We start from the raw sequence: 25,976 nt of genomic DNA, 5'->3' as shown, positions 1-25,976 counted from the left end.
TCGTGTTGGCCGAAGCAATCCGCTGGCATGCCGCCTACTTCGCTGGATCGCGGTAGGCGAGCAAGCGTAGCGCATTGAATACGACGAGCAGCGTCGAGCCCTCATGCAACGCAACTGCCGGACCAATGCCAAGGCCCAGGATCGTCGCAGGCACAAGGAACGCGACGACGCCAAGGCTGACGAAGACATTCTGCCGGATGATGCCGCGAGTGTGGCGGCTCAAGCCGACCGCGAACGGCAAATGCGCAAGATCGTCGGCCATCAGTGCCACGTCGGCCGTCTCCAGCGCCACGTCCGATCCGGCAGCTCCCATCGCGATGCCGACGGTCGCCGATGCCATCGCCGGCGCGTCGTTGACGCCATCACCGACCATCGCGACCTTGTCCTCGCCGGCCAGCTTCTTGATCGATGCGACCTTATCCTCCGGCATCAGGTCGCCCCATGCTTCGTCGAGACCGACTTCCTTGGCGATGGCATCGGCCACCTTCTGGTGATCGCCTGAAATCATAATCATCCGGGTGATACCCATCTCGCGCAGGCGCTTGAGGGCGACCTTGGCCGCCTCGCGCGGCGTGTCCATCAGCCCGATCGCGCCGATGTCACGATCGCCCTTGCGCACCACCATCGTGGTGCGTCCGCCTTCGCGCAGGGTGGCGATGGCATCGGTCGCAGCGGCGTGCAACGTCGGGATGCCTTCCACGCCGAACATCTCGGCCTTGCCGATCCACACCGTCTCGCCATCGACGGTAGCAGTGACGCCGCGCCCGGTCAGGCTCTTGAGGTCTGTCGCGGCAGCCAGCTCCCGCCCGCCCAGGCGCTCGCGCCCATCCTCGACGATCGCCTGCGCCAGCGGATGATCGCTCAAGGCTTCGACCGCGACGGCGAGCGCCAACAGATCCGCCTCGCTCGCGCCGTCGACCGGCACGACATCGGTGATGCGGGGCCGCCCCTCGGTCAGCGTGCCTGTCTTGTCGAACGCGATCGCCTTGAGCGAGCCCAAGTTTTCCAGCGGCGCGCCGCCCTTCACCAGCACGCCGCCGCGTGCGGCCCGCGCGACCCCGGACAGGACCGCGCTGGGGGTTGCGATCGCCAGCGCACAAGGGCTGGCGGCGACCAGCACCGCCATCGCGCGATAGAAGCTGTCGCGGAACGGCTCATCCACCACGACCCACGCGAACAGCAGGATGAACGAGAGGGCCAGCACCGCCGGCACGAAGGCGCGCTCGAACCGATCGGTGAAGCGCTGGGTAGGCGATTTCTGCGTCTCCGCTTCGTTCACCATCTTCACGACCTTGGCGAGCGCGCTTTCGCTGGAGCGCCGCGTCACCTCGATCTCGATCGCGGCGCCGCCGTTGATTGTGCCGGCGAACACCCGGGACGTCGCCTCGACCGCATCGGGTTTCGCGCGCGCCGCCTCGACATCGGCGACAGGTTCCTTGTCGACGGGAATGCTCTCGCCGGTGACGGGGGCCTGGTTGATCGCGCTCGACCCCTTGGTCACGAAGCCGTCGGCGGGCAGGCGCTCGTTCGGCCGCACGATCACGACGTCACCCACTACCAGCTCCTCGACCGGAATTTCCGTGGTCTGCCCGTCGCGGCGTACCGTCGCCTTGTCGGGCGCGAGTTCGGCCAGCGCCTCGATCGCGCGCTTGGCGCGCCCCATCGCATAATGTTCGAGCGCATGACCGAGGCTGAACAGGAACAGCAGCAGCGCGCCCTCGGCCCAAGCTCCCAGCGCCGCGGCGCCAGCGGCCGCGACGAGCATCAGCGTATCGATCTCGAATTTCTTGAGCTTCAGATTATCGATCGCTTCGCGCAGCGTGAAGAAGCCGCCGAACACATAGGCGCCGACATAGAAAGCGGTCGGAAGCCAGTCAGGCGCGCCGGCAAGCAGCTTCTCGAGTCCGAAGCCGATCGCCAGCAGCGCGCCGCACGCGAGCGCGAAGATCAGTTCGGTATTAGGACCGAGAAAATTGGCGTGTGCATGATCGTGGCCATCCCCAGGCCCATGCTTTTCGGCGCCTTCGGCATGGCCGCCATCGCCGTGATCGTGCCCGGCATGATCGCTGGCCTGATCGGAGCCAGTCCGCTTGCCCGGCCTGACCTTGAGCTTCCCCAACGCCGCGAGGATCGCGGACTCGTCGATGCGCTCCTTGTCATATTCGACCCGGACGCTGCCCGAGGCGCTGGCATCGGCCTGCAGCACGCCGGGTAGCTGGCACAGGGTCTCGCCGACGGTGCGCGCGCGGCGTTCGTGGCCGATCCCTTCGACCTGCCATGTCGCATGACCGTATCGTCCGCTGATCTCGGCGCCTGCCGCCCGCACCATGTCGCGAACGCGTGACAATGGCAGCGCTTCGCCGTCGAAATGGATGCACAGCTTTGCAGGCATGGCACCATCGGCGGGCAGGACGTGCGCGCGCTCGACGCCGGGCTTGGCGCTCAGCGTCGAGACGAGCCGGCCCACACAGGCATCGGCTGCGTCAGGAATCTCCGGGAGAAGGACGGGAATATCGAGTTCGAGCTTGTCAGTCATCACGCCGTCTCCGCGTTGGTTTTGATTTCTGCCCGCAGGGGTGCGGCACCGTCTTCCTCTTCAACCTTGGCCGCTTGCTGCCCGAACCGGGCGTAGAGCGTCGGCAGCACGAACAGCGTCAGAAGCGTCGCCGAGATCAGACCTCCGATGACGACGGTGGCAAGCGGCTTTTGCACCTCCGCGCCAGCACCGCTTGCGAACGCCATCGGCACGAAGCCCAGGCTGGCCACGAGCGCGGTCATCGCGACGGGGCGCAGCCGCTGGATAGCGCCGGTGCGGGCTGCCTCTGCCCGGTCCATGCCCGACCGGATCAGATCCTGCACGGAACTGACCATGACGAGGCCGTTGAGGACCGCGATCCCCGACAGCGCGATGAAGCCCACCGCGGCCGAGATCGAGAAGTCCATGCCACGCGCGAACAGCAGCAGCACACCACCCACCAGCGCGAACGGCACCCCGGTGAACACGATTGCGGCATCGCGCGCTGACCCCAGCGCCCCATAGAGCAACAGCAGGATCAGAATGAAGCAAGCCGGAATCACAAGCTGAAGCCGCGCGCTCGCTGACTTCAGATTCTCGAACTGGCCGCCCCATTCGAGATAGCTGCCTGCCGGCAGGCGTATGCCCTGCCCGACGGCTGCCTGTGCGTCCGCCACCACGCTGCCGACATCGCGACCGCGCACATTGGCCTGAACCACGACGCGGCGCTTGCCATTCTCGCGGCTGATCTGGTTCGGCCCGTCGACGACGCCTATGCTGGCGACGCTGGAGAGCGGCACATAGCCCCCGCCTGCAACTGGCACCTGCACCTGTTCGAGCAAACCAAGATCGGCACGCTGCGCATCGGCCAGGCGAATGACGACCGGGAATCGCCGGTCGCCCTCGAAGATCATGCCAGATTCCCGGCCGCCCAGCGTGGCGGTGATAGTGTCCTGCACGTCCTGGGCGGTGACACCGACCCGCGCCATCGCGTCGCGATTGACGCGGATGTAGAGCATCGGCAGCCCCGTGGTCTGTTCGACCTTCACGTCCGCCGCGCCTTGCGTCTTGCGCAGCACGCCGGCGATCTCTTCCGCCGTGCGGTTCATGCTGGCGAAGTCGTCGCCAAACACCTTGACCGCGATGTCGCCGCGCACGCCGGCGATCAGCTCGTTGAACCGCATCTGGATCGGCTGCGTGATCTCATAGGCATTGCCCGGAATCTGCCCGAGCTTGCTTTCCAGACGCTCGACCAGATCGGCCTTGGCCAGCTTGGGATCGGGCCACTCGTTGCGGGGCTTCAGGATGACGAACATGTCCGTCGCGTTGGGCGGCATAGGGTCCGACGCAAGTTCGGCCGTGCCTGTCTTCGAGAATACGAACCGGACTTCGGGCTGCTTCGCCACCATCTGCTCGATCGGCACCTGCATCGCCTGGCTTTGCTGGACCGACGTCGCCGGGATGCGCAGCGCCTGGATCAGCAGGTCGCCCTCATCGAGCTGGGGCAGGAACACCTGTCCCAACGTCGTGAACGCGAGCGCCGTCACAAGGAGGCTGCCGATGCCCGCCCCGATCGTGAGCGAGGGCCGCCTCATCGCTTTTTCCAGGCCCGGCTCATAGCGGGCCCTCAGCCAGCTAATGATCCTGCCGTCCTTCTCCTCGACCCGCTTCGCCAACAGACAGGCGATCGCGGCAGGCACGAAGGTCAGGGATAGTATGAAGGCGAACAGCAAGGCGATGATGACGGTGAGCGCCATCGGTACGAACGTCTTGCCCTCGACCCCGGTCAGGGTGAGCAGCGGCACATAGACGAGGATGATGATTGCCTGCCCGTAGACCGAGGGACGGATCATCTCACGCGCGGCGGTCGTGACGACCTCCAGGCGTTCCTTGATTGTCAGCAGCCGGCCTTCATGGTGCTGTTGCTCGGCGAGACGCCGCAATGCGTTTTCGACGATGATGACCGCGCCATCGACGATCAGGCCGAAGTCGAGGGCGCCCAGGCTCATGAGGTTCGCCGAGACGCCCAGGCGAAGCATACCGAATCCGGTGAGCATCATCGTGACCGGGATGACCGCCGCCGCGATCAATGCCGCACGAAAGTTGCCGAGCAGCAGGAACAGCACGACAATGACCAGCAACGCGCCTTCGGAGAGGTTCTTCGCCACCGTCAGAATCGTCGAATTGACCAGCGCGGTGCGATCGAGGACAGGCTGCACCACGACGTCAGGCGGCAAGGAAGCGTTGATCTCCTTCAGCCGGTCGGCGACTGCGGTGGCAACGTTGCGGCTGTTCTCGCCGATCCGCATGATCGCGGTGCCGACGACGACCTCCGTTCCGTTCTCGGACGCCGATCCCATCCGGATCGCCTGCCCGTTGCGCACACTTGCGACCTGATCGAGCGTGATCGGCACGCCCTCGCGGGTAGCGACGACGGTGCGGGCCAGCTCGGCCGCGTTGCGCACCCACGCGTCGGACCGGACCGCAAGGCCCTCGCCGTTGCGGTTGACGAACCCGCCGCCGACGCTCGTGTTGTTGCGCTCGAGCGCGGTGCCCAGGTCGGTCAGCGTGATCCTGAGCGAGGCCAGCTTCTGGACGTCAGGAACGACCAGATATTGCTTGGAATAGCCGCCGATCGAGTCGACGCCGGCAAGTCCCTTCGTGTTTTTAAGCAGCGGGGTAACAATCCAGTCCTGCGCTGTGCGCAGATAGGTCGCCTTGTCCTCAGCGCTGGTCAGACGCTCGCCTTCGGGCGTGATGTAGCTGCCATCAGGTTGCTGGCCCGGCTCGCCCGGCCGATGCTCGTCATCCTTCCGGTGATCGAGCCGGACGGTCCACATATAGACTTCGCCGAGCCCCGTCGCGATCGGTCCCATCTCGGGGTTTACGCCGTCGGGCAGGTTCTCGGCGATGCCAGCCAACCGCTCGCCAACCTGTTGGCGGGCGAAATAGATATCCGTCGAGTCATCGAATACTGCGGTGATCTGCGCGAAGCCGTTGCGACTGAGCGAGCGCGTATTGTCGAGGCCGGGAATGCCGGCGAGCGCGGTTTCGATCGGGAAGGACACCTGCTTCTCGACCAGCTCGGGCGAAAGGGCAGGCGCTCGGACGTTGATCTGCACCTGGTTGTTGGTGATGTCGGGCACCGCGTCGATCGGCAGCCGGTAGAGCGAATAGCCACCGATGACGGTGGCGATGGCGGTAAGGAGCAGGACAAGCCAGCGCTTCTCGACCGCCCATGTGACAATGCGCGCGATCATGGCATCAATCCTCGTGCGCCGCTTCGCCCTTGCCGATTTCGGCCTTGAGCGTAAAGCTGCCGGTAGTGGCGATTTGCTCGCGGCCCGTGAGCCCGGAGCGAACGATGACGGTCGCACCGGCGGCGTCGCCGAGCGTGACCGGGGTTGCTTGGAATCCTGTCGCCGTTCGGACGAACACGACCGACTTGCCCTCGACCGTCTGGATCGCGGTCGTGGGCACGAGGATGGCCGTATTGGCGGCGCCGCCAGTGCCGCTGAGCTGCACCGAGGCCGTTACCGGCTCGCCGACGCGCCACTGACCGCTACCATTCTCGAGCGTCGCGATGACCGGCACCTGCCGGGTCTGCGGATCAAGCGCCGGCGACACGAAGCTAATCTGCGCGCTCGCCTGTCGGCCTGGTGCCCTAACCATTACCGTGTTGCCCGGCTTCACCCGGCCGGCATCTTCCGGTTTGAGGCTCAGCGCCAACGACACCCGGCTAAGGTTCGCGATGCGATAGAGTTCGGCATCGGCCGCGACTGTTTGCCCCAGCACGACCGGACGGGAAATGATCTGGCCGCCGATCGGCGCGACGATGCCGAGGCGGTTGAGCCCGCCACCGCCACCGCCCGCTGCCGACACCTGGCTTTGAGCCTGTCGATAGGCGATGCCCGCCTCAATCGACGCAGTGCGCGCGGCGATCAGATCCTGCTCAGGCGACACGCGCTGCGCGAACAGCCGCTGCTCGCGCGCGAGGTTCGAATTGGCGAGGGCAAGCCGGGCGCGAGACGCCTCGACCTCGCCCTTGAGCTGCGCCACCTCACGGCTTTCGATGATGGCAATGGTCTGCCCACGCCCGACCGACTGGCCCAGATTGCGGGTTAGCGACACGACACGGCCACCGATCGCCGCCGAGACGACCTGCGTTCCTTGCGGATCGCCCTCGATCGTCGCTGGCAGCTCGATCGTGCCCGATCCGCCAAGCGTCGGGCGGCCGAGCTGGATGCCCGCCGCGGCTATCTGATCGGCGCTGAGCGTGACCTTGCCCTCATCGACATGTCCGCCCCCAAGGTTTTTTTCGCCAGCGCCATGCGCCGACGCGGCCTCGTTGTCAGTTTCGTTTGCGGATTCGCTCGCTCCGCCGCAGGCGGCGAGGGCAAGGGCAATCGCCAGTGGAGCCACGGTGCGCGGCATGAACATCGACATGGATCAATTCCCTCGGTTGTCTGGCGCCGGAGCGGTCAGCCGCTCGAGACGGGCGCGGGCATTCTGGTAGTTGGCGAGCGCGTCGATCGCGGCGCCCCGCGTTTCGGCCAGCGTGCGTTCGGCATCGAGAAGATCAAGCTGGCCGAACTTGCCCTCCCGATAGCCAATCCGCGCGATCCGGGCGGCTTCCTGCGCCGCCGCCAAGGCGGGACCGGCTGCCGCACGCGCCGAAGTCGCCGCATTTGCCGCCTCCGCTTCCGCATCGGTTATAGCCTGTTCCACATCGAGCACGGTCACGCGCCGCACGGCTTCGGCCTGTGTCCGCTCTGCGGTCGCCTGGGCGATGGCGGCGCGGCCATTGTTGAACACCGGGATCGGGATCGAGATCGCAAACACAGCAGCGGTATCGTTGGTCGCCTCCAATCGCCGCAGCGCCGGTCCGACGTTGATATCGGGAACCCGGTTCGCCCGAGCGAGCCGGATGCCGGCATCCGCTATGGCCAGATCGGCATCTGCCGCGGCCAGCGCCAGCGTGCCTTGCGCAAGTGGCTGGGCAATCGGTCCGAAGGTCGCGACTGGGAGTCGATCGAGCAATCCTTCATCCAGCGTGCCATAAATCGGGCGACCGATCCGGCGCGAAAGATTGGTCCGCGCCGCTTCCGCAAGGCGTGTCAGCCGCTCGACATTGGCATCCGCGTTGATGCGCGCCACGTCTGCGCGCTGCTGTTCGAGCGGCGATGCCCGGCCAGCCTGAACTCGCACCCCGGCGCCCCTCAGCACCTCAGCCGCGATCCGCGCCTGCTCGCGTGCCGTCGCCAATCGGCGTTCGGCCGCGATCGCTTCGACATAGAGCTGCGTGACCTGCACGCGGATATCGGCCGCTGCGATTACGGCCTGCAACTCGGCCCGTGAGACCTGCGCGCTGGCGACCGCGACACGCGCACTGCGCTTGCCGCCCAGCTCGATCGGAATCGCGACCCCGACGGTCGTTTCCGCGCTCCGCAGTCCCTTATAGGGACCGGAGCCGGCCACGTTCTCGACCTGACCCTGGACAGTCGGGTTAGGCCGCAGTCCGGCGACAGAACGTCCGGCCTGCGCGGCCTCTATCTCCGGCCTGCGCGGCCTCTATCCCCGCTGCAGCAGCTGCGTTGGACGGCGCGGCCCCGCCCGCTGCCAGCACAGCCTGGTCCAGCGTGAATGGCTGTGCAGATGACGGCGTCGCTGTCTGCTCAGGCGCTTGTTGCGCCTGTGCTTGCGCCTGCGCGATTGATGCGCAGGACGCCGCGGCCAGCACGGCCGCGATCATCTTTTTCATTATCTGGTGATCCTGACAAATTTCGTCGGGCCGGCAAATTCCGACCGGCGGAAAATGTCAGGCGGCCGGTGGCCTCAAAGCGGGATCGCCTTGATACGACGCCGTCGGTCCCTCTGAGGAAGGGAAGGAACGCATTCCTGAAGCGCCGGCCACGACCAGACTCTCACCCGTCATGGGAGCACTTAGTGAATGACCGTGGCAAGTGCCGTGATGGTGAGGGGTCGCCTTGTCCGAATCACCCTGCGATTGATCGGTATCGCCGTCGATATGTATGGTGCCGCTGCATTCGATCGCAAGCGATCCTGGTCGTTCTTGAGCGTGCACGGTCGCAGTCATCACCAAAGATGACGCGATCATGACAAGCAAAAGGGTCCAGAACTTGCGCAGCATTGCGCTTCGTCTAGCCGAAGAGGCTGGCGAAGTCATCGCACAACTTCCCCCGGCCATGGTCGCGCCTCTCGCCGCGCCCGGATTTCTGCGCTGGCGGAGCGATGGAATTTGAAATCAGGCAATAGCAACAATCGGTCGAGCTCGTTTTCGCGACATGCGCCGGTGTCTGGTTTCGACGACAGCCGCCATTGAGGCGGTTGCGCGGAATGGCGGCAAAGTCCCACTTTTTGCCATTCGTCGATCGCAAAATGACCGCGCTGATGTTCGCCTGAAATCTCCGATTAGGATGCCGCTGCGAGGGCGGCAATCTTCTCGCTGCAGATTATATTAACGATGCGACCCAGTTCCTCGACCTGCGCGCCAAGCCAACTCAACTCGTCCTCGCTGATCTTGTAATGCTTTGAATATCGTGCCTTCACGTAGGCGTCTTTGAGCTTTTCGAACGTCGCACGCTCAGCCTTCGTGTCGCGCGGCCAGACGTTGAACAGGCGATAGTCTAGACGCTCGGCCTGAGTCCGCAGGAAACCCAAGTTGTGCACATGCGGGGTGTAGAAGGTGCTAACCAACAAGACACAATGGTAAAGCCGTTCCGATGCTTGATGTAGATCGAATGCAGCGATATTAGGTGCCCCGTCGGCCACTGCATGCTGATACTGGCGGAAGAACTGACCTCCGGTTGGATACCACTCCTCAAAATATTCCTTCGCCATAGCCTGCGCTTGCGCTGGTGTTTTTGGTTTGGGCTGGTGGAGTTCGCTTTCGTCGGCTTGGTAGAGGGCGATTCCCTCGCTGGCGACGTCCATGAAGAAATAGCGGCCGTGAGCGAGGCCATCGTTCACCTCTTGCAAGGTGTGGACGATGAAGTTGACCGGCGTCTTGAGCGTCTGGGTGATGGCCAGTTCCCGCATGAGCCTTTCGTCCGTCTTCTCCCAGTATTGAACCCTGTCGGTGAGGTCCTTCTGGTTTACGATGATGAGCAGGTCGTAGTCCGATTTGTAGCCCTTGGCGGTATGTGGCTCATCCACCCAGCCGCCGCGTGCATAGCTGCCGTAGAGAATGATCTTTTGGATACGGCCCGCCTTGCGCTTGCCGGTGGCAAGATTGTTAGCATCCCCGAATTCTTCGAAGATGATCTGCACCACGCGATCAAGTTCGCGCTGCTTGGCGGGAGGGAGGTGGGAGATGTCTGTTCGCATAATTTCAAGCCGTCAGTGCGAATTCCAAGGGTTGATGACAGCAACCCCAACCGCATCAAATGGAGCGGTATCGCGGGTCGCGACAGAGAAGCCAGTCGCTGCTGCGATGGCGGCGATATAGCCGTCTGGCGTTGAAAGGCCTTTACCAACAGCACGGGCTTGGGTGGCGAGGGTAGCGTAGCTTTGTGCTGCCTTGGTCTCAAATGGCAATATGCGGTCGCCGAACAATTCCAGAAGGCCGTCCAATGTGGAGGCGAGCGCGTTCTTGCGCTTGCCCTCGGGCAGCGCCGCAATCCCGAACAGTAGCTCGGCGAGGGTCACGCTCGTCAGGAACAGTGTCTCTGCCGGCTGCCGATTAAGCCAGTCGATAACCGAGGGATCAGCCGACGGTCTCATGGCCTCCGAAACAACATTTGTGTCCAGAACGATCATCAATCGAAGCTCAGAGGGGCGGCAGGCTCACGCTTTTTCCCAAGCCGATCGGCGTCATCGTCCGTCAAGCCCGCATCCTGACCTATCTTGGCAAGAGCGTCACCCATGCGGAGGCGGTCAGCCGGCTTTACAGCCTTCTCCAGAATGTCGCGAATTTCCGCTTCTGCGCTCCGTCCGTGGGATGCTGCGCGCGCGCGAATGGCCCGATGCACCTCGTCAGGCAAATTTCTCACCGTCACTGATGCCATGTAAGCCTCCCGATACGCATGAGCGGATTGCTATCACTTTACCTTTTATGCTATCATTTGCAAGGAGGATGCGCCAATCTGGCGACATCTCTTTGTGTGGGGCAGCCGAAGTTGGCTATATTCCGCGCAAGGTATGGAACAATGAACGAGATAGGCACTGCTTCTGACCTTCAGCCGTTCAAGCGCCCCAGAGCCCGGGATTGGTTCTGGCGGCCATGGTATGCGAAACTCTGGTGGTCTCTCATCCTTCTCGCTCTGGTCCTGGGCTGGACGCTACCTCGTGAGGTCCTACTGGCCCATGAGGGGGCGATGTGGTTTATCATGGTCTCGGTTCTCAATCCCTATCTGGTCATCATTGGGCTTGGCTTCGGATATTTCCGAGCGTCTTGGAGATCCAAATACGGGACGATGGTCGCTGTGAGCGAAGAGGAGGCGTGGGAGAGCGCTTGCGAGTGGCAGGGTCTGCGGCATGGCAATAAGCCAGCCGATCCATCAGACCCGTACTGGCACCAACATCCAGCAAATCCGATGAGTTTCTTTCAACGCCAACAGCACGCGGAATAAACTGCTAGGACGGGTTAGCGCTTCTTAAACGTGGGGTCTCCGTCGATAGGGCTGTTACTGTCATCGCCGGAAAAGCGACCTTTCCGCAATATCTCAGTCTGCTCGAAAGATGTCATGGGAGCAGTTGCATCGAAAACGCCTCGCCCGGCGTCAGCCTCTCCCAAATAGCGGTTTCTAAGTCCGTCGGCCGCAAGAATTTGACGGCTCAGTTCCATCGTGAAAGTCTGCTCTGGCCTGCTGGATCGCGCGGATGCTTTCTCAGCCTGAGCTATAGTCGATCTGACATCGTAGTTTACAATGTCGATGTTCGAAGATGCATTGGTGGTACCGGCGCCGGTGTCGGAGGTGCTGCCAGCGAGATTAAAGCCAGCTTGGCCGGACGTTAACCGCCCGGCAGCTTTCGAACCTCGGCCATCTTTCTCACCAAAAGTTGACGAGCGTCCGCCAGTCTCTGCCCCGACCGTTATATTGTTAGAAATCTGATGCGAGGCGCTGCGGCTTAGGGATCGCGTCCACCCGGTCTGCGCCATCACCGCTTGCACATCGCGCTGGAGGGTATCGGCAACCTGGGGTTTCAGCCGCCAATTGCCGTGCCGATCCATTTCGAAACCGCCCTTGAGCCAGTTCGCCATCATCGCGTGACCTTCGGCGCCACCCCCCAGGAAATGCTCGATCGTGTCAGGCCCCGCCTGCTTTCCGGCCTCAAAACGTGTGCTGGTGTCGTTGCGGGCGCTCTTCTCGAACCCGGCGCTGGACGAGACGAGGAGGTCGTTGTTGGCGAAGCTGAAACGGGCGTGACCGCCATTTGCAACGGCGCCTAACTGGCTCTCGTTTAAGAGGCCGGCTTTCCACATCTGGGCCGCCGTTTGCGGTGTGAGGTTGAGGCTGAGGTCGCCATTCTGGTCCATCGCGATCTGCCGCTTGGTCATCGCGATGCCATTGGCCTTCAAGAGGCCCTGCATGCGCGTCAGGCGCTCGGCATCGACGATATGGGTCAGACGATCGTTCCTCGCCCGGTCGGCAATCCCTTCCGCGCCACCCTCAGCCATTTCGATCTGGTTGCCGGCGGTCTGGCTGAGGGTCTTGATGAAGCTGTCGAGATGCGCTGCCTGGCGCACCGAAGTCCCGGCAGCCGCCGCGCCCTCGGCGAATCCGAAATTCTCCGACTGCCGCCGCTGCTCGCCGATCCGGGCCGCACTGCGCGTGCCGTCGGGCCCGACCTCGCGCTGCGCATCGAGCTTGCCCGACCGCTCGGCAAAGTCGTAGCCGGCCGCTTCTCTGCTACGCCCATAGACGCTCGTGCCCTCGCGTGCCGCCTCGGCGGTCGCGCCATCGGCGGTTCCGAGCTGGCTCGCCGCGGAATAGGTAGCGAGAGCCTTTTCGACCTGGGCTTCGTTGCGGCCGGTCGCGCGGGCGAGCTGGGTGACGGCGGATGAACGGGCTTCGCCCGAAAGCGCGTTTATGAAGCCGATGCGGCGACTGGTTTCCTGTAACGGCAGACCCAGCATCGCAGATGCGTCGCGTTGGCCCTGGTTGGTGCCAGTGCGATGGGCCTGCTCGGTCGCGACGTTGCTGCGTTCGATGCCCGAGACGTCTGTGCCCTCGAAATCACGCCGGCCCTCCATCGCGCCGACCTGAACCTGCGCGCCGGTCAGGTCGTTGCGCAACATGGCTTGCCTGTCATAGGCGTTGGCGATGATCTTGCCGAATGTAGGGTCGCTAGATGCCTCGGCAATGATGCTCGAGGCCTTGAGCTGCGCGTCGGCCTGGCTGTAGCCGCTACGCTCATAATGGCGGGAGGCGGCCTGATGCATCATGCCATAGGCGCGCTCGTCCCCGAACGCCTTCCACTGCACCATCGTCTGGGCAAAGGCAGCAAAGGCCTGCTCACCTGACTGCCCCTCGCCGAAATAGCGATTGCCCAGGGTACGCAGTGCGTCCTTCTCGGCAAATTGATGGATGGCGGCCGTCGTGGCGTTCGCGCGAACCGCGCGCGCAGCTGCGGGGCTGGTCAGGTCGCCCTTGGCGAGGGCAGGGGCAAGGGTGCCCATTTCCCGCTGCGCGTCGAGACCGCCCAGGCCGAGCGCCGTCTGGCCGGGCGTCACAGGACTGCCCTCGCCGATGATCGTGCCCGCCTCGCCGAACGAACGTGACGCGGCAAACGACGTCCGCTCGCCAAAATCGCCGAACCCGGACGCAGCCACCTTGCGGTGCGCCGTGCCCATCGCCGACCCCTGCGCCTCAAGCGCCGAAGCATAGCCTTCGCTGGTCGCCATCGGCGCTGCAGCGCCAGCCGCCTGGGTATGGACGCCCATTGACGCGCCGGTGAGCGAACTGAACATGTTGCCCGAGAAGCGGAACACCGTGAACACGAACGCACCCGCGAGACCCGCTGCAGCTGTGCGGAACGTCCCGAAGATCGCCAGCGCTTTCATGGCGGAGGAGGGGGCGAGCATCCAGGCATTGGCCGCCACATGATTGGCACGCATCTCGGCCAGCACGTCCATCGCCCGGCCAAGGGTCAGCTGATAGATACCGGCATCGATCACGCCCCAGAGCGCCACAAACACGAAGAGCCCCAGCGCATAGGAGAGAACCCGCAGGTTGATCGGCGTCAGCACGAACAAGAGTGCGACGGGCACCATGAACAGCATGATCCCGAATATCGTCGCGCGGATCGTCGGCATCCATTCATTGGCCGCCGACATCGTCGCAAGGCCATTGGAGATCACCGCGCGGTTCGCCATGACCCGCGCTGCGGAGGCCGGGGAGTCCTCGAACAGCACATCGCCGACGGTCGAGCCCAGCATGACGTCGGTCATGAACGCCTGCAGCGAAAGCGTGGTGCCCATCATCATCTGGCCCATTTCGCCCAGCTGACTGCGGCAGCGGGCGAGCTGTCCGGCATTGTCGACGTCGAACCCGGTACGGATGCAGGCCTGGCGGACATAGCCGTCGAACAAAGTCGGCTCGGCCAAGCGCGCCGAAATATGGTCCCAGGCGTCGGCGCAGCTCATCGTCACGCCGCCCTTGTCGGCGGGCGTGTAGGCAGTAGAGAAAGTGGCCGGTCCGGCCATGGCCGCGAAGGCCGCAGGCAGATCGGTGGCCGTGCGGAACAGCATGTCATCGTCCACGCCATAAGCGGGCGATACGCGCGCGACCGGATAGCATTGGCGCACATAGTCCTTGACCGTTGCATCGAGGAAGGTGTCGGTCATGGGGCCACGGGGCGCCGCAGCATTGAAGAAGAGATTGAACGCGTGGCCGCCCGCCCCGAACTCCAGCTTGGCATTGGGATCGAGTATGTTGTCGTCGATCGTCTCGGCAAGCGCGCGTTCGATAAGATTGGTGGTGCCAGCAACAAGGACGAGGAGATTGGGGACGTCGCCCACCGGCTGATAGGCGTTGCGTACCCGATCATAGACATGGACCGTACCTGTGGTCGCCACGAACCCGACGAACAGCCCGACGCCCATCAGGATCTGGAAGCCGAAGGCAACGAGGCCCATGCCTTGGCCCCTGATGCTCGCGAGTACAGCGCCCAGCGCAATCCCCGCGACCGCCATGATCAGCACCAAAGTCTCGTACCGGGGATCGGCAAATATCATCGATACGAGGCGAAAAGCGTCCACCGTTTCTTCAAAGCCGTCATAACTATGGTAGCTCGCCTCGAGGGCAAGGGCAGGGGAGGGTAGGAGGAGGCTCAACGTCGCGCCGATCCAGGCGATCGGGTTGGCAAGGGCGGGACGAAGGGTAGCGTGCAGCATCGGGCGCATCTGACGGCTCCCTGCTTAGCGATTGCGGGTGGCGGCGACGCCGGCGGCGTTGCGCGCATCAAGATCGCGCTGGCGAAGGAGCCCGGCATAGTTGGCCGAAAGGTTCGCCTGATTCAGCGCCGCCAGATAGGATTGGCGCATCTGCGCGCGCTGCCGCAGCACCTCTTCGCGCAGGTCACGCAACTGCTCCAGCCCCTTGGTGAGGATGCGGGTCTGGCAAATATTGGCGCTGGCGCCATCGGCAGCGCCCGCCGCGCTCGCGCCACGTTCGGCATTGGTGAGCGCGAAGTCGATCGTGCGGGTGAGGTCGTTCAGCATCTGATAGGCCAGGCTAAGCGCGACCAGCTCATCGGTGTCGGCAATCACCGAGCCCACGACGCCCTGGCGCACGCCCCATTCGAGCATGCGGTAGACGGGGAGGGTGCGCACATTGGCGACGAACTGGCGTTCCTCGTCCGACAGTGCAGCCTTGGTCTTGATCTTGCCCGCAATGGCCTCGAGCCGTTCGCGCGCCAGCGCCAGCGCGCCCTTGGTCCCGTCGGCCGAGCAATCGTCCGCGGTCGCAGGCATGTTGAGCGCGCGCTTCTGGACCTTGCCGGAGAGGAAATCGTCAGGGGACTCGCTGTCTTGCGCCGGGCAGGCCGGGATCGCGGAGAAGAGCGGCACCTTGTCGTTCGCGTCCCAGCGCATATAGACGTCGCCGACCCGCGCGCGCATGACGCTCGCCCAGCTGCTGGCGCCGACTCGGGCGGCCGCATGGGACAGGAGCGAGCCGGTGCGGAAGATGTCCGTCACTTCCGCCGGGCAGTTGGCGAGCGCGTCCTTCAGATCCTCGGTCGGGTTGTTGGCGTTCGCTTCGATCTTTTCGCGGCTTTGCTGGTAGCTTTTGGCAAAACCCTGCTTGACCGAGCGATACCCCGTCATCTCCTCGATGATCCCCGACATATTGTCGTCGCCCTTGCCAATCTGCACCATGCGATTGGCAAGCCGACAGTCATTGACCTGGATGGAATTGAGGTAGTTGGTCGCCGCCTCCATCTTCGAGATGATATTGCCCATCTTCTCGTCGAGCGTCTCGAGCAGATACTGGAACGCGACGGCAGGGGCGGCCTGGAGGATGCTCTCGAGCTTTTGCACCAGATAGTCCGGGTCAAGAAACGACATGCCGCCCAGAAACATGTCGATGCCGCCGCAACCCGCCTTTACCTTGGGGACTGTCAGGCTCATCAGATAGTCGTTGTGGACATCGACCCGGCCCGACATGCCGCCGGCCGTCACATAGCCGCGGGTCTGATCTTCGAAGCTGCCAGGGCTCGTATAGGTGACATTGTCGAACCAGCTTTCCGCCCAACCTTGCGCCTGCGCGGGTGAACTGACGCTACATGTCGCAAGCGTGGCAATCCCGGCAGCCAGGGCATAGTGACGCAGACGTTGCATGGCGGTAGACCTCTTTTAGAGAAAATGGGAGTTTCGTCGGTCCGCCAGGTCCGCAGAGTATGTATTTTAACCTTGTAAATTTGGATATTCATTCCAATAATGCGAGGATGATTAAACGGCATATCACAACAGATTTGATCGATCGTCTGGCTACGACACCAGCAGTGGCGCTGCTGGGACCGCGTCAGGTGGGTAAAACCACGCTGGCGCTCGAGATCGGCAAGACGACCCCTTCGCTCTATCTGGATCTGGAATCCGATGCGGATCGTGCGAAGTTGAGTGAGCCTGAGCTTTATCTCTCGGGCCATCAGGACAAGCTGGTGATCCTTGATGAAGTGCATCGTCTGCCGGGGCTCTTCCAGATCCTGCGGGGATTGATCGACACTGGCAGACGCGCAGGCGTTACATCCGGCCGCTTCCTGCTGCTGGGTTCGGCATCGATCGATCTGCTGGCGCAGTCGGGAGAAAGTCTGGCCGGTCGTGTCAGCTATCTTGAAATGGGGGGGCTCGATGCCCTTGAGGTAGACGCGCAAGCGATGAACAGGCTGTGGGTACGAGGCGGTTTCCCCGACAGCTTTCTTGGGGCCAGCGAGCGCTCCAGTCTGCGCTGGCGGCAGGACTTCATCCGCACCTATCTCGAGCGGGACATACCCATGCTCGGCCCCAGAATAGCCGCCGAGACATTGCGGCGCTTCTGGACGATGCTGGCCCATCAGCAATCTGGCCTGATGAACGCTTCGGACTTTGCACGAGGCCTCGGTCTCGATTCCAAGACGATCGCCAACTATCTTGATCTGCTCGTTGATCTGCTGCTCGTTCGCAGGCTCGAGCCCTGGCACAGCAACACCGCCAAGCGGCTCGTCAAATCGCCGCGTATCTATGTACGCGACAGCGGCCTGGTCCATGCCCTGCTTGGCCTTGGCAACGAAGAGGCGGTTCTTGGGCATCCCGTGGCTGGCGGTAGCTGGGAGGGCTTTGTTATAGAAAGTCTGATCGCAGCGGCGCCTGAAGGCAGTCTCGCCAATTTCTATCGCACCGCCGCCGGCGCGGAGATCGATCTTCTGATCACGCTGCCAGGGGGCGATTTGTGGGTCTATGAGGTAAAGCGCAGCCTTTCGCCCAAGGTCGAACGCGGTTTTCATCACGCATGCCAGGATCTGAGGCCACAGCGCCAGATCGTCATCTATCCTGGCAGCGAGACTTATCCCCTGTCTGCCGACATCATGGTGATGCCGCTTGAAACGGCCGGGCAGATGCTGCGCGCGCGCGCGTGATCGAAGAGCGCCGGCAAAGCTCATCGCCGGGGCACCTTTGCTGGCCGGCTCGCTCCAACAAGGCCTGAAAATTTCGACATCGCCCGCACCCCCACGGACGGCTTGACGCCCGTCAGTATTTTGGCGGCCAGATAGGCATTGCGAGCCAGATTGACATCGAGATCGGTGCCGATCGCTATGGGCACAGTACGGTCCTCATCATCAAGCGGGCGTACCCAGGCCACCGGGTGACCAACCCAGGGAAGCCCCAGTCGCCCCGACCGCAAAAGCGCGCTTTGGGGTGTGATTGTGTGAACCCGCCATCCATAGCGCGTGCGAAACCGGGCGAGCCGCGCCCAGAGGTCGGCACAGGGAATGCAGCCCGGTGCCGTGCTCATCTCGATCAGGAACAGGCTGGAACTGCCGCGCAGTGTCTGGGCGAGGTCAGGCGGGAAATCTCTTGTTGCCGGTATGCGTGCGAGCCAGGTCTGCAGATCAGAAATGCTCACCACTGGATGTATCGCTGCCCGGCGCGCCATGTCCCTGCCCGCCTCGGCAGCCGTCGCGCTGCCCGGAGGAAGCGCGCAAAGCCCGGCCATGACCGCCATAGTCGATCGCCTGAGGCTGCTGCTTGCCATCATCGCTCGTCGCCCCCGATGGTGATACTCGACCTTTGGCCATCAGGCGCCAGACTGGATTGGGCGACGGGCCCATTGGCCAGGGCATCGAAAAAGCCGCCTTCCTCGCCTGCGCCGGTCATGAACTGTTCGGGGCGGATATCGCCGTTGAGTAGCCTGACTGCCTGATAGGCCATTTGCGAGAGATTTGGATACGCCTCGACGCCGCTCGCGATCACCATGCGCTGTGCACTGTCGCGCCGGATCACCATCGTCGTCGGCGTCACCTCGACGCCGAACCGGGATCCGAACTCGGGATGGGCATCGAGATCCTGACGGATCACCTGCCAGCCATAATCTTCCTGGAACCGCTGGAGGATCGGCCATTGCACCCGGCAATAGCCACAGCTCTCCCGGCTGAACATGACAAGGGCATATTGTCGTGCCTGGCTGCGCAGATAGTCCCGGCGGACAGCCTCCTTCTGGGCGCCCAGAGCAGCGCGCGCGTCGCCGACCATGGGGTTGGCAGATTTGGCGTTGAGCTCTGGATGGGTGAGCATCGCGATCTGGGTGATCCCGGCAAAAGCCCTGGCTTTGCGGCGGGCAAAGTCCTGCAACCGCCAGAAGTCCGAAACCGCGTCCACCGTGAGCATAGTCGCTGCATAATCGCGCTGGGCTTCGATAAGCTTGCGGATTTTAGGCGGGGTCCATCTGGCCAGCTCCGCCATGGGCGGAATGACCGGCTTTACAAGCGGCGGATTCTCGGCCTCATTTGCTTGCGCCTTGGGCGGCGGCGGCGCCTCATACCACCAATAGCCTTGGCGGACCTTCGTTGACGGCGGCGTTGGCTCGGCGCCCAGTGCGGCGCTCTGGATGAGGGCAAGGATGGCTGTGACCACAACTAGATTAGCCGCCCCCGTCACAACACCCGCTCCATCCGCACCAGTTTGGCGATCGGGACCAAGCCAAAATAGCGGCTGTCGAACCCGTCCTTGTAGGAAGACCCGATATAGGCCCGGCCCTTGGGGATCGGACCGTTTTTCCAGCGAAAATAGTCAAGCCGCTGTCCGTTCCGTCCATGGGCTTTGCTCACACCCAGTAGCGTCCCGTTGCAGAAGAAGGCGGCATCGGTGCGCCCGGGATAATGATCGGAGCGCAAGGTGAAGGATGCGAGGCGATCGCCTGGCAGGCAAAGCGCATATTTGGTGATTGTAACCGGTAAAGGGCCAGCAAGCGGGTGATGCAATTCGAACATCACCAGGTCGTGTCGGGCGATGACGCCGGGCGATTTACGGACAGCAAACGCATCGATCGAAGGGCTGCGGACCCAGATAAATTGTGGCAGCGCCCACCAGACGAGGAGGGCAATCGCGCAGACGACAGCCATGGCCTTCCATAACCGTGCAGGCATGGATGGCCTGTCGGGCCCAGCCTGGCCCAGTGCATCGGCAACTTGCCGGGGCAGGTCACGGACCATGGGCCAGCTAAGCCTAGCGACGTTCCAGGCGAGTTTGAGCATCGCGCACCTCCTCCTTGCCGCCGAGCCGTGCATAGGCTTCGAACATTCCGGAAAGGGCCGCGTCGCCATACACGAGATGCGCGGCTCGAACCGAGGCGGGACCATCCTCCTCCCGCTCGCAATAGGGCTGGGTCGGATCGCCCGGCAGGAGCCCAAGCGCGGGTACTCGTGCGACGCCATGCTGCCGAAACAGGATCGGATCGACGATCAATTGCACGTCGCGCATCGCGCAGGCTGGTCCCTCGCAGCCTGGATCACGGCGCAATATCTGCGCCGAGAGCTTCGCCATCGGGCTGACTTTGGTCAGCCCGCCGGGCATGCCGCGAAAAGCAAGAACCCCGTGCGCGCGCTCGAGGTGCCCGGCATAGGTCCGTAGCGTCGTGATCGGCATCGAGGAGGAGACGAACAGGACCGGCACCCAGGCTCGGGTGGCTGCGGGCGCGACCGCGTCGACGATCGCCTGTGTTGAGGGCGCTTCCAGGCCCAGTGCTTGAGCCAACCGCTTGCCCATCGCTTCACGGTCCCGCGCAAGCTGCGCCTCGCCTGCCAGCCGTGCCGCCCGCGCGCGTTCTTCCAGGACAGGGGAGGGTTTTCGAGATCGCAGCGCCTCAAAGGCCCGATTGCGCATCGGCGTGGAAGGCGTGGGTGGAACGGGCGACGGGGACCGCGCCGATGGCGCCTCCTTCTGGCGGGCACGCGCCTTGACCAGGGCCTCCATCGCTTTTGCGCCGGTTGCCGGCGCGCCGATCGCGGGACCAGCGTCTGTTTTTTGCTGGTCTTCAGGCGTCTGGGCGAGGGCGCAAGACACGCCCGCCATCGCCAGAGCAGCCCCCAAACTAAGGCTGGACGGCCTTGAGATACGCATCGACGCGCTCCTCCATGTCGGACTGGATGAGATCAGCCGACCGGGCTTCGATCTCGCTATAATATTCGGACAAATCCATGCGGCTAAAGTCGAGCGCCTGGAATTCGTGGGGGGTAAAGCCGCGGCAGTCGGGCGATCTGACCTCGCCCCAGCCATTGGCAAACGCCTTCAACTGCGGGCGACCCTGTTCCTGGATGATGCGGCCGAGCTTGCTGTTGAAACAGCACTGGCTCTTCGCCTTCTGGACGCAGATCCCCAATATCTTGGACGAGCAGTAGGTGCCGACCTCATGGCACATGCCCGAGCCCCGCAACATGCCGGCCTCCATATCCTGTTGGTCGCAACCCTGGAGCAGGACCTCCATCATGAAGTTGATGGCGAGGCTGATGGCGATCGAGGTCGGGTCGATGCCGACGATGAGCGCGTTGGCGCCGGCGCTCGCCGCCTGTCCCGCGCTCGCGCCCGCCCGGAACGCGGTATAAGCCGCCTTCATGCCAGTGAACACGCCCTTGGCGACCGCGATCTTGGTGCCGATCGCACTGATCGAGGACCCCATCCCGTCCTTCACGATCTTGCCTTTGTCCTTGCAGCAATTCTGGAAGGTGACACTGAGGCCGGGCGTCCGGCAGCGAAGCTTGCGGCCGCCGAATATCTCGATCGTGCCGAGGCAATTACCGTCTGCGTCGACCGCGCCATCCGCCGGTGTTCCGGGATCATCGGTCGGAACATCGGTCTCGATCGGATGCACACCCGTATCGATGCAGGCATGGGGCGAGCAACTGGGCGGCGCGATGCCGTCGGGCGAGAGGCAGGCATATTGGGCCCCAAGCGGGCAGGCATAATGTTGGTCCGCGTCCCGCTTGCAGCCGACCTGGTCGATGGCGCACAAATGCTGCCCCCCTTCCACCGTGCCGCATCCGGCTATCTCGCCTTCATCGGCCGCATCGCCATTGCCGTTGCGATCGACCGCGCAAAGCCATTGCTGCGTGACTTGCGTCTGCGCAGTCGCGACCTGGGGCTGCGCGCAGGTAGCGAGCAAGAGCACGATTGCGGCCGTGAAAGCATTGCGGCCGCTCATGGCGCGGTGGCCGTGCAGACAAGGTCGGCGCCCGCGAGCCTGACCGTCTGCATCATTGCCACGGCTTCGGGGAAATCGTCGAGGCAGCCGCAGGCCGAGACGATCTCCTCACTGTCGCCTGCAGGGCAGACATTGTCGGCGATGCAAGTGTGATAATATATGTCCCAGCCTTGAGGGCTGTTCTGCAGCGCGCTGACCACGCCATCGGGCGCGGCGTCGCTGTTCACGCGTGCTGCCCTCGTTTTGCAGATTGGTTCGCAGGCCGGCACGGAACCGCGTCCGGGCAAAGCAAAGGGGCGGGTGGTCTGCGCAACGCCACCATCTGCGGTGCGCGCCCTGTCGGCCAACAGGGTCTCGGTCGATCTGTCGATGATGTAGGCGCCGCGGGATAGGTCAGGGGGTGTTTGGCCTCCGGTGTCGATAGCGCAGGCATAGCGCCGTTCGCGCAGGAAGAAGTCGCGGGTAAGCTGGGTCGTGCAAGTCCCGGTGCCGACTGTCCGGGTCTGTGGGAGAGGTGATAGACCCGTACCGACGCCGCTTCGAAAGGTCGCTACGCCATCAACCGTCTCATCTTTCAGATGACATTGGGACTGACCGGCATAGCCAGCACACAGATCAACCACCCTCTCGCTCGCCCGACAGGCAAGGTCCAGGTCGGCATCAATCTGGGCAAAGGCCTCGCCTTCGTCGCCCACCGCCACGCGAAGCCAGACCTCGTGCGAGCCCGGCGTCATATAGTCCGTGAGATCAAGGCCCGGCGCGGCGTTGAACGGGCCGCCCTTTTCGCATTTGCCTGGCGGCAACCCGAGGCCTGTCCATGTGGTCGGACCCGATGTCACCAGCTCCCCGTCCACCCGTACCTGCGCCCAGTCATCCGCATAATAGCGCGCCAGCCGAACCGCTTTGAGGCGATCGCGATCGTGCACGTCGATCGTCATCCTGAAATCGAACAGCCGACATTTGCCGCCCTTAAGGCTATCGTCGCCAGGCGATCCCATCAGAAAGGAGAGCCGGTCAGGGGTCGGCGTGGTGGTGGCATATCCCCCGGATGCGCGCGCGATGATCGCCTGCGGGTCGGGTGAAGACATGCTGATCTCGCGGCTTATGGTACAGGCGGAGATCTGCTCTGCTTTTCCCAGACCCGCCGGCGACGCCTTGATAGCCTGGAATATCGAACTCGCAGCAGACACCGCCTCGGCGTCGCCTGCCAGAAGCGTGGGCCCTGCCTTGTATCTCACCTGATCGACTGTCGGGTTCGTCGCGCAAGCGGTCGTCTGCGCCCCTGTATAACGAATGACCGGACCTTCGACCTGCGCCTGGGCCACCCCGATGCGGGGATCGGCCGTTGTGAGAGCGCCGACGACGCCGCCGCCCAGATCCTTGAGGACGCCTGCCATATTGCCCCAGGCGAGATTGGACCCGCAGCTATTGTTGAGGCAGTAGCAGCCCGCAAGCTGCGTCATCGCTGATTGCGTGAGGCCGATATTCTGGCTTTCATCGACGCTCCACGCAAAGGCGCGGCATCCCTCCCAGGTGCCGGGATCACAGGCGATGACGCCATTGGCGCATACGCCCGATACCGCCACCGGGAGTAGAGTCTGGCTATCAAAGGTGCCGTCAAAGTCCCGGTCGCGCGCGATCCGTACCTGGCCCAGGTCGCCCGTGGTTCCGGGCTGGACCAGCAGCTCAAGCAAGGTTGCGGTCTTCTGGCAGTTGATCGAAGGGGTGAAGCTGCTCTTGCCATCGACAGTTGCGATCGGCTGCCCGGCGAGCCCTGGTGTCACGACATTGGACCGCAGCGCGTCGCTGTCGGCCGTTCGCGCGCGCGACGCGGCGGCGGCGGCCCGCGCGCGCTCCTCAACCGTCGGCGACGTGGCTTGCGCAAGCGCCATGGCATGCAGGATTAGCGGCGACGCGGCACATAAGAGGAGGCGAACTGGGCGCGTCATGGTCGCTCTTCCGCGAGGCCGCGGCTGGCGGCCCGGAAACGAAAGAGGTTACCCGACGAGAGCCGAAACACCGCCTGGCCCTCGTAGATCGCAAGCATCGCCTTCGCCCGGTGTGTCGGAGCATGGGCTGCCGAGCCGCGGCAAAGGCAAGTAACAGCGGGGGGCATGAGGGGTGGAGCGGCGCCGTCAGGGGGCGTCGACGCCGCTCCTGCACCGCGCGCGTCCAGCCGGCCTTGGGGGCTGTGGCGGGCAGACCGGGAGACCTGTCGGTCACGCGCGATGCATCTGCTGGGTGGTCTGGTCATGGCACCGGGATTCCAGCGCAGCAGATCACCTTTTCGAACAACATGAATTGGGCATTGTCTTTGCCAGGGGCGTGTTTGGCCGACGACCAGAGCGCGCCGGGGCGGCCGACATTAACGCATTTTCCGCCCTTGACCGGCTCCATGATCTGGAGCTTGTAACGGCTCTTGGTCCAGATCGGCTGCGGCTTGAACGAGCAGCCGTCCGCCGAGGAGATGGTGAGCGCGCCGAGGCGTCCCATCATGAACGTGCCCCGGGCGGCGAGGCCCGCCCAGGCCTCGACGCTATCCCCGAAGTGGATGTCGCCAGCGATCGGGTAGGTGGCGCCCCAGGAGCCCACGCACCAGAAGAGCGGGTCGATGACCTTGCCCGCCGCGGCAGCCGCGCTGTCTGCCATGCAGGCAAGGCCGGCGGCGGGATTACCGAACAATATGCCTTCGGGCTGGATGATCGCGCCAAGCGTCCCCGATTGCCACGTCGGTAGAACCTCGGTGATCATCGCGACGTCGAAACCGTCATCCTTGATGCACGGCAGATCGGTGAACATGTCGAGCATCTTCCAGACCGGCGCGATATAATAGTGCATCTGCGCGAACATCTTACGCGTGTTCGTTCCATCGGCGATTGAACTCTGGCTACCTTGGAGCTTGCCGCCGGTCGGCATCAGATCAGCGCCCAGCGCCATCATGCATCCTGGCTCAGTGACGACATCGACCATGCGGTTTGGCGACCAGAAGCTGACCTTCACGCCAAACCAGAAGCTCGCGCCTTTACGGCAGGCACAAAGCGGCTTGCTTGCCGACTGGGCGTCGAGTTCCTTGTCGAGCTTGTCGAAACTCCCGACTTTCACGCCGCCGATCGTGATGGGGAAAATGCAGGTCCAGCGTACCTTCGTGATCGGATTGAAGATCGTGCCGGCCTCGCATTTCGACGCTTGAGCGGGTATTGGCGTTGAGATGGAGATCAACAATCCTAGGGCCAGCGTGAACTGGCCGATCGGAAGCCGCCAGCGTGTGAGTGGCAGGGATGCCGATATGACTTGTAGGACCCTACGAAGATTGTGACGAGGATCAGTGACATGGCGGCATTCAATGGACAGGCAAGCACGACCGGTGAGCGCGCGATCGAGCGGACGCTTTTGCAGCCCAGGGATGTCGCGGCATTTTTTCAGGCTCTGGATCATCCAAAGCCTGCAACGCATACGATGCGCGCGGCCATCCATCGCTATCATCGGACGATCTCCACCCGGTGAGCCGTCTTCCAGATTAAGTCGCGCGGCGCATATTCCTGCAGAACGAGCCGCTGTCCCGCTTGCGTGACAATGACCGGCGCGACCGTCAGCCCGAGCCTGTCTTTGACGCGTTCTTCAAGAATGAAGAGTGGTCGGCCGACCTGTTCGCCCAAAGCCAAAGCATCGCCTGCGGTCAGAAGAATAAAGTCGGCGGGCCGGGCCTGGCGTAGCGCCCAGCCAAGATCGCGCGGATGCACAATGACGAGACGCTGGGGCAGCGAGACATAGCTCAGGGGATTGAAGGTGAACCCCTTGGGATAGAGCATCGTCCCGTCGGGGAGCTTGATGTCGAACTCGAGTGTGTAAAAGGGCACGACGAAGCGGGTGCGGGCTTGACTCGCCAGACCAAGCGAAGCCGCGCGCATCGCGGACCATCCACTGCGTGGGCCGAAACTGCCCGCCATATCGGCAGGCTGTTGCGCGGCCCGCGCTTCAATCTCGCTCAGCGCGTCGGGCTCCGCGATCGGCCAAGTGCGGCCGATCGTCGCTGTGGCAGCCTGCGTGGAAGTCGGGGAGGTAGTCGAGATGAGGAGAAGGATCGCAAATCCGCGCGTGTCAGCCATGGTACTGCCTCCTGTGGCAGTAGCGATCCGGTCGCTCGCCCATCAGAGCGAGCACAAAAGCGCCGATGCTCAAAAGCATCATCATCATGACCGCGACCCGAAGCATCGTGGCGCAAGGATCGGGCGCGCGCAGGAAGAGGAGGCAGGCGAGCATCGACTGGAGCAGCGCGCCCACCATGAGGCGAGCAGGCCCCGGCGAAGGGGAGGACGACACTATGC

20 protein-coding genes and 1 pseudogene are annotated in these 25,976 nt (G+C 63.6%); 2 read left to right on the top strand and 19 right to left on the bottom strand.

The features are described from left to right. Positions 1 to 34: 34 nt before the first annotated feature. The 10 genes and pseudogenes from SxD43FB_RS10660 to SxD43FB_RS10610 all read right to left on the bottom strand — a co-directional run bounded on the left by SxD43FB_RS10660 (position 35) and on the right by SxD43FB_RS10610 (position 16,319). On the bottom strand, positions 35 to 2,536 hold the full coding sequence (locus tag SxD43FB_RS10660) for a heavy metal translocating P-type ATPase (protein WP_096062151.1): 2,502 nt from the start codon (positions 2,534 to 2,536) through the stop codon (positions 35 to 37). Continuing rightward, complete coding sequence (locus SxD43FB_RS10655; RefSeq protein WP_096062150.1) at positions 2,536 to 5,775, bottom strand: CusA/CzcA family heavy metal efflux RND transporter; 3,240 nt, start codon at positions 5,773 to 5,775, stop codon at positions 2,536 to 2,538. Before SxD43FB_RS10655 ends, SxD43FB_RS10660 begins: the two co-directional genes overlap by 1 nt. Positions 5,776 to 5,779: 4 nt before the next feature. Beyond that, positions 5,780 to 6,961: an efflux RND transporter periplasmic adaptor subunit gene (locus SxD43FB_RS10650; RefSeq protein ID WP_096062149.1), complete on the bottom strand. Its 1,182-nt coding sequence runs from the start codon at positions 6,959 to 6,961 to the stop codon at positions 5,780 to 5,782. A gap of 3 nt (positions 6,962 to 6,964) precedes the next feature. After that, a pseudogene (locus SxD43FB_RS10645) lies at positions 6,965 to 8,276 on the bottom strand (TolC family protein). Positions 8,277 to 8,333: 57 nt separating this feature from the next. Beyond that, a complete protein-coding gene (locus SxD43FB_RS10640) occupies positions 8,334 to 8,666 on the bottom strand; it encodes a hypothetical protein (protein ID WP_096062148.1) in 333 nt (110 codons plus the stop codon). Positions 8,667 to 8,947: 281 nt separating this feature from the next. Then, positions 8,948 to 9,862: a HEPN domain-containing protein gene (locus SxD43FB_RS10635; protein ID WP_096062147.1), complete on the bottom strand. Its 915-nt coding sequence runs from the start codon at positions 9,860 to 9,862 to the stop codon at positions 8,948 to 8,950. Positions 9,863 to 9,874: 12 nt separating this feature from the next. After that, on the bottom strand, positions 9,875 to 10,294 hold the full coding sequence (locus SxD43FB_RS10630; protein ID WP_096062146.1) for a type II toxin-antitoxin system VapC family toxin: 420 nt from the start codon (positions 10,292 to 10,294) through the stop codon (positions 9,875 to 9,877). Continuing rightward, positions 10,294 to 10,542 (bottom strand): Arc family DNA-binding protein, encoded by a 249-nt coding sequence (locus tag SxD43FB_RS10625; RefSeq protein WP_096062145.1) that lies wholly within the window; start codon positions 10,540 to 10,542, stop codon positions 10,294 to 10,296. Before SxD43FB_RS10625 ends, SxD43FB_RS10630 begins: the two co-directional genes overlap by 1 nt. A gap of 578 nt (positions 10,543 to 11,120) precedes the next feature. Next, complete coding sequence (locus tag SxD43FB_RS10615) at positions 11,121 to 14,873, bottom strand: conjugal transfer protein TraG N-terminal domain-containing protein (protein WP_096062215.1); 3,753 nt, start codon at positions 14,871 to 14,873, stop codon at positions 11,121 to 11,123. A 24-nt stretch (positions 14,874 to 14,897) separates the two neighbouring features. Next, the gene (locus SxD43FB_RS10610; protein WP_096062143.1) at positions 14,898 to 16,319 is read right to left on the bottom strand and encodes a conjugal transfer protein TraH; all 1,422 of its coding nucleotides are present in this window, start codon (positions 16,317 to 16,319) and stop codon (positions 14,898 to 14,900) included. A gap of 134 nt (positions 16,320 to 16,453) precedes the next feature. Here SxD43FB_RS10610 and SxD43FB_RS10605 point away from each other — a divergent pair, with 134 nt between their 5' ends. After that, a complete protein-coding gene (locus tag SxD43FB_RS10605) occupies positions 16,454 to 17,593 on the top strand; it encodes an ATP-binding protein (RefSeq protein WP_255245670.1) in 1,140 nt (379 codons plus the stop codon). Between the two features lie 20 nt (positions 17,594 to 17,613). Here the strand turns inward: SxD43FB_RS10605 and SxD43FB_RS10600 are convergent, their stop codons facing one another. The 7 genes from SxD43FB_RS10600 to SxD43FB_RS10570 form a co-directional block, all read right to left on the bottom strand. Then, on the bottom strand, positions 17,614 to 18,171 hold the full coding sequence (locus SxD43FB_RS10600; protein ID WP_255245682.1) for a hypothetical protein: 558 nt from the start codon (positions 18,169 to 18,171) through the stop codon (positions 17,614 to 17,616). A 38-nt stretch (positions 18,172 to 18,209) separates the two neighbouring features. Further along, positions 18,210 to 19,064, bottom strand: a complete 855-nt coding sequence (locus tag SxD43FB_RS10595) for a conjugal transfer protein TraF (protein WP_255245681.1) — start codon at positions 19,062 to 19,064, stop codon at positions 18,210 to 18,212. 44 nt (positions 19,065 to 19,108) lie between these two features. Next, positions 19,109 to 19,708, bottom strand: coding sequence for a S26 family signal peptidase (locus tag SxD43FB_RS10590; RefSeq protein ID WP_096062140.1), 600 nt, complete (start codon positions 19,706 to 19,708; stop codon positions 19,109 to 19,111). Beyond that, complete coding sequence (locus SxD43FB_RS10585) at positions 19,680 to 20,573, bottom strand: type-F conjugative transfer system pilin assembly protein TrbC (RefSeq protein WP_255245669.1); 894 nt, start codon at positions 20,571 to 20,573, stop codon at positions 19,680 to 19,682. Before SxD43FB_RS10585 ends, SxD43FB_RS10590 begins: the two co-directional genes overlap by 29 nt. Then, positions 20,545 to 21,651: a conjugal transfer protein TraN gene (gene traN, locus SxD43FB_RS10580; protein ID WP_096062139.1), complete on the bottom strand. Its 1,107-nt coding sequence runs from the start codon at positions 21,649 to 21,651 to the stop codon at positions 20,545 to 20,547. The genes SxD43FB_RS10585 and traN overlap by 29 nt, the downstream gene beginning before the upstream one ends. Then, positions 21,648 to 23,600 (bottom strand): hypothetical protein, encoded by a 1,953-nt coding sequence (locus tag SxD43FB_RS10575; RefSeq protein ID WP_255245668.1) that lies wholly within the window; start codon positions 23,598 to 23,600, stop codon positions 21,648 to 21,650. Before SxD43FB_RS10575 ends, traN begins: the two co-directional genes overlap by 4 nt. A gap of 301 nt (positions 23,601 to 23,901) precedes the next feature. Beyond that, the gene (locus SxD43FB_RS10570) at positions 23,902 to 24,870 is read right to left on the bottom strand and encodes a TraU family protein (protein WP_176482746.1); all 969 of its coding nucleotides are present in this window, start codon (positions 24,868 to 24,870) and stop codon (positions 23,902 to 23,904) included. Between the two features lie 111 nt (positions 24,871 to 24,981). On the opposite strand from SxD43FB_RS10570, the gene SxD43FB_RS25235 reads away from it, so the two are divergent. Next, positions 24,982 to 25,155, top strand: coding sequence for a hypothetical protein (locus tag SxD43FB_RS25235; RefSeq protein WP_176482745.1), 174 nt, complete (start codon positions 24,982 to 24,984; stop codon positions 25,153 to 25,155). Here SxD43FB_RS25235 and SxD43FB_RS10565 read toward each other — a convergent pair. Both SxD43FB_RS10565 and SxD43FB_RS10560 read right to left on the bottom strand, forming a co-directional pair. Next, complete coding sequence (locus SxD43FB_RS10565) at positions 25,131 to 25,757, bottom strand: conjugal transfer protein TraW (RefSeq protein WP_096062137.1); 627 nt, start codon at positions 25,755 to 25,757, stop codon at positions 25,131 to 25,133. The two genes, SxD43FB_RS25235 and SxD43FB_RS10565, sit on opposite strands and share 25 nt — an antisense overlap. Further along, entirely contained in the window at positions 25,750 to 25,935 is a 186-nt protein-coding gene (locus SxD43FB_RS10560) for a hypothetical protein (RefSeq protein ID WP_096062136.1), read from the bottom strand. Before SxD43FB_RS10560 ends, SxD43FB_RS10565 begins: the two co-directional genes overlap by 8 nt. Positions 25,936 to 25,976: the final 41 nt, after the last annotated feature.

This window comes from Sphingobium sp. D43FB (genome assembly GCF_002312805.1).
Taxonomy (GTDB): Bacteria; Pseudomonadota; Alphaproteobacteria; order Sphingomonadales; family Sphingomonadaceae; genus Sphingobium.
Note: the sequence above shows the minus strand (reverse complement) of the source record. Positions and strands in the feature narration are given on the sequence as shown.

What these genes read in the sequence shown, in the direction of transcription:
- SxD43FB_RS10655 (WP_096062150.1), bottom strand. Translation starts at nt 5,775, where the DNA reads ATGATCGCGCGCATTGTCACATGGGCGGTCGAGAAGCGCTGGCTTGTC.
- SxD43FB_RS10585 (WP_255245669.1), bottom strand. Translation starts at nt 20,573, where the DNA reads ATGCGTATCTCAAGGCCGTCCAGCCTTAGTTTGGGGGCTGCTCTGGCG.
- SxD43FB_RS10640 (WP_096062148.1), bottom strand. Translation starts at nt 8,666, where the DNA reads ATGCTGCGCAAGTTCTGGACCCTTTTGCTTGTCATGATCGCGTCATCT.
- SxD43FB_RS10565 (WP_096062137.1), bottom strand. Translation starts at nt 25,757, where the DNA reads ATGGCTGACACGCGCGGATTTGCGATCCTTCTCCTCATCTCGACTACC.
- SxD43FB_RS10635 (WP_096062147.1), bottom strand. Translation starts at nt 9,862, where the DNA reads ATGCGAACAGACATCTCCCACCTCCCTCCCGCCAAGCAGCGCGAACTT.
- SxD43FB_RS10610 (WP_096062143.1), bottom strand. Translation starts at nt 16,319, where the DNA reads ATGCAACGTCTGCGTCACTATGCCCTGGCTGCCGGGATTGCCACGCTT.
- traN (WP_096062139.1), bottom strand. Translation starts at nt 21,651, where the DNA reads ATGAGCGGCCGCAATGCTTTCACGGCCGCAATCGTGCTCTTGCTCGCT.
- SxD43FB_RS10600 (WP_255245682.1), bottom strand. Translation starts at nt 18,171, where the DNA reads ATGGCCGGGCTTTGCGCGCTTCCTCCGGGCAGCGCGACGGCTGCCGAG.
- SxD43FB_RS10650 (WP_096062149.1), bottom strand. Translation starts at nt 6,961, where the DNA reads ATGTCGATGTTCATGCCGCGCACCGTGGCTCCACTGGCGATTGCCCTT.
- SxD43FB_RS10625 (WP_096062145.1), bottom strand. Translation starts at nt 10,542, where the DNA reads ATGGCATCAGTGACGGTGAGAAATTTGCCTGACGAGGTGCATCGGGCC.
- SxD43FB_RS10575 (WP_255245668.1), bottom strand. Translation starts at nt 23,600, where the DNA reads ATGACGCGCCCAGTTCGCCTCCTCTTATGTGCCGCGTCGCCGCTAATC.
- SxD43FB_RS10615 (WP_096062215.1), bottom strand. Translation starts at nt 14,873, where the DNA reads ATGCTGCACGCTACCCTTCGTCCCGCCCTTGCCAACCCGATCGCCTGG.
- SxD43FB_RS25235 (WP_176482745.1), top strand. Translation starts at nt 24,982, where the DNA reads ATGGCGGCATTCAATGGACAGGCAAGCACGACCGGTGAGCGCGCGATC.
- SxD43FB_RS10590 (WP_096062140.1), bottom strand. Translation starts at nt 19,708, where the DNA reads ATGCTCAAACTCGCCTGGAACGTCGCTAGGCTTAGCTGGCCCATGGTC.
- SxD43FB_RS10560 (WP_096062136.1), bottom strand. Translation starts at nt 25,935, where the DNA reads ATGGTGGGCGCGCTGCTCCAGTCGATGCTCGCCTGCCTCCTCTTCCTG.
- SxD43FB_RS10660 (WP_096062151.1), bottom strand. Translation starts at nt 2,536, where the DNA reads ATGACTGACAAGCTCGAACTCGATATTCCCGTCCTTCTCCCGGAGATT.
- SxD43FB_RS10630 (WP_096062146.1), bottom strand. Translation starts at nt 10,294, where the DNA reads ATGATCGTTCTGGACACAAATGTTGTTTCGGAGGCCATGAGACCGTCG.